Source organism: Moorena sp. SIO4A1, from assembly GCF_010672065.1.
GTDB lineage: Bacteria > Cyanobacteriota > Cyanobacteriia > Cyanobacteriales > Coleofasciculaceae > Moorena.
The window spans coordinates 1-1,864 of sequence record NZ_JAAHHX010000454.1; the positions used below are offsets into that span (position 1 = coordinate 1).

2 protein-coding genes and 1 pseudogene are annotated in these 1,864 nt (G+C 43.9%); all 3 read left to right on the forward strand.

Annotated features, from left to right (window positions below):
- Positions 1 to 800: pseudogene (locus F6K53_RS39385) on the forward strand (hypothetical protein); the annotation flags it as partial.
- 218 nt (positions 801 to 1,018) lie between these two features.
- Positions 1,019 to 1,147, forward strand: coding sequence for a DUF433 domain-containing protein (locus tag F6K53_RS39390; protein WP_293085388.1), 129 nt, complete (start codon positions 1,019 to 1,021; stop codon positions 1,145 to 1,147).
- Between the two features lie 175 nt (positions 1,148 to 1,322).
- Complete coding sequence (locus tag F6K53_RS39395; RefSeq protein WP_293085391.1) at positions 1,323 to 1,667, forward strand: DUF5615 family PIN-like protein; 345 nt, start codon at positions 1,323 to 1,325, stop codon at positions 1,665 to 1,667.
- Positions 1,668 to 1,864: the final 197 nt, after the last annotated feature.

Here is a 1,864-nt window from a genome sequence, read left to right on the forward strand (position 1 = left end):
CTGATAATGGTGCTAGTATCACTGCCTCCACCTTCGATGGGGACAAAGGCAATATTGAGCTGGATATCACAAACGGTTTACTATTGCGTAATGGCAGCAGTATTACTGCGGAAGCTGATAACGATAGCGATGGTGGCAAAATTACCATTAACTCCGATTTAGTCACTAGACTTCTTGCAGAAGTCGGGAACAGGGAACAGGGAACAGGGAACAGTGGACAAGAATTGACGCAAACACTATCAGAAAACTACTTTTGCAAGAGGTCTACTCTGATGGAAGGCAGCTTGATCCAAGCCGACGCTAATCGAGGCAATGGTGGAGATATTGCCATTACTACCCAAGGCTTATTTGTGTTTCCAGATAGTGCCATTACCGCTAGTTCTCAGTTTGGGGTAGATGGGGTGATCACCATTAACAATCCTGACGCCGATCCGGCTAATGGCTTAGTTCAACTACCCACAGATACTAGCGATCGCACTCAACAAATCGCTGAAGGTTGCCGTTGGACTGCCACCAGTAGTTTTTATATTACCGGACGGGGTGGCATACCCCAAGATCCCAGTGCCATGGTACGGGGTGGCCAAATTTTATCGGATGTGCGGGATATATCGGATCTATCCATAGTGCGCGCCATACCCGAAGCTGAAGATCGTAAAGCACACACTAATACCAAAGCACCGATAGTGGAAGCTAATGCTTGGATTATTAATGAGGAAGGTAATGTGGAATTAGTCGCTGTTGTCAACTCGAACCAGGCGCTCGATTTTCTGCGAGCAACTTGTGCGATTAAAGAGGATTAGATTTTCGGGTGGGCAAAGACAGTTTGGTTCCAATCAGTATTAATGATTAAATTACTTTGCCCACCCTACTTTAGCTAAAATGGTGCAAAGTGGGTAGGGAGCGGTTGAGGCACTTTACCCAACATTGGCACTAGCATTACTTGGGTTTCACTATCCTTAAACCCAACATGCATTTTTAGAGATATCAGTACTGAAACGATTGTTGCAACCACTAAAACATGACTAATTGGCAAGAAGATATTTCCACTAACCTAAACGTCTGTCACGGTAAAGCTTGTATTAAAGGCACTCGAATTATGGTATCAATAATCCTAGATAACCTAGCCGAAGGCTTGACACCAGAATAAATTGTGGCTGAATACCCACCACTAACTCTGGACAACATTAGAAATGCGATTGCATATGCTGCTGCTTTAACCTCAGAAGAAGAACTTATCCCCCTGCGATCACAATAATGCTAGTCAAATTAGATGAGAATCTCAGCAATACCCATGCCCAGTTCTTGAGAGACGCAGGTTATCAATGCGTTCGCTTTTAGCGGAAGCTGAGGCCTTTGGCCACGCTTTGCGAACGCTTCATCGCGTAACTGATCAAGGATTATCCGGTGCAGATGATGAAATTGTTTGGCAACGGGTTTGTAATGAAGGGCGTTTTTTCATTACTCTTGATTTAGACTTTTCTGACGTTCGCCGTTTTCCTCCTGGTACACACCCAGGAATTTTACTATTGCGTCCAAGCCGTCGTAGTCGTCAAGCTGTACTGAATTTACTTTCTCGAGTTTTGAACGAACAACCGTTGGAAAGTTTACAAGGTTGTTTAGTAGTTGCAGATGAAATGCATACGATAATTCGCAGACCTCAAGTTTAATCCCCCTCTCCCAAGCAGCTTGTAAGGTGGGCAAAGACAGTTTGGTTCCAATGAGTATTAATGATTAGACTACTTTGCCCACCCTACTTTAACCATTAATATCTTACCAAGACAATTATGAAAACCATCCTAAATTTAGTCACCGTCGGATTACCCAGTTTATTGCTAGCACTGACAGCTACTCCTGCTTTAGCGAT

Bases quoted from the DNA above. Each gene is read 5' to 3' on its own strand.
- F6K53_RS39390 (WP_293085388.1), top strand. From the start codon at position 1,019: ATGACTAATTGGCAAGAAGATATTTCCACTAACCTAAACGTCTGTCAC.
- F6K53_RS39395 (WP_293085391.1), top strand. From the start codon at position 1,323: ATGCGTTCGCTTTTAGCGGAAGCTGAGGCCTTTGGCCACGCTTTGCGA.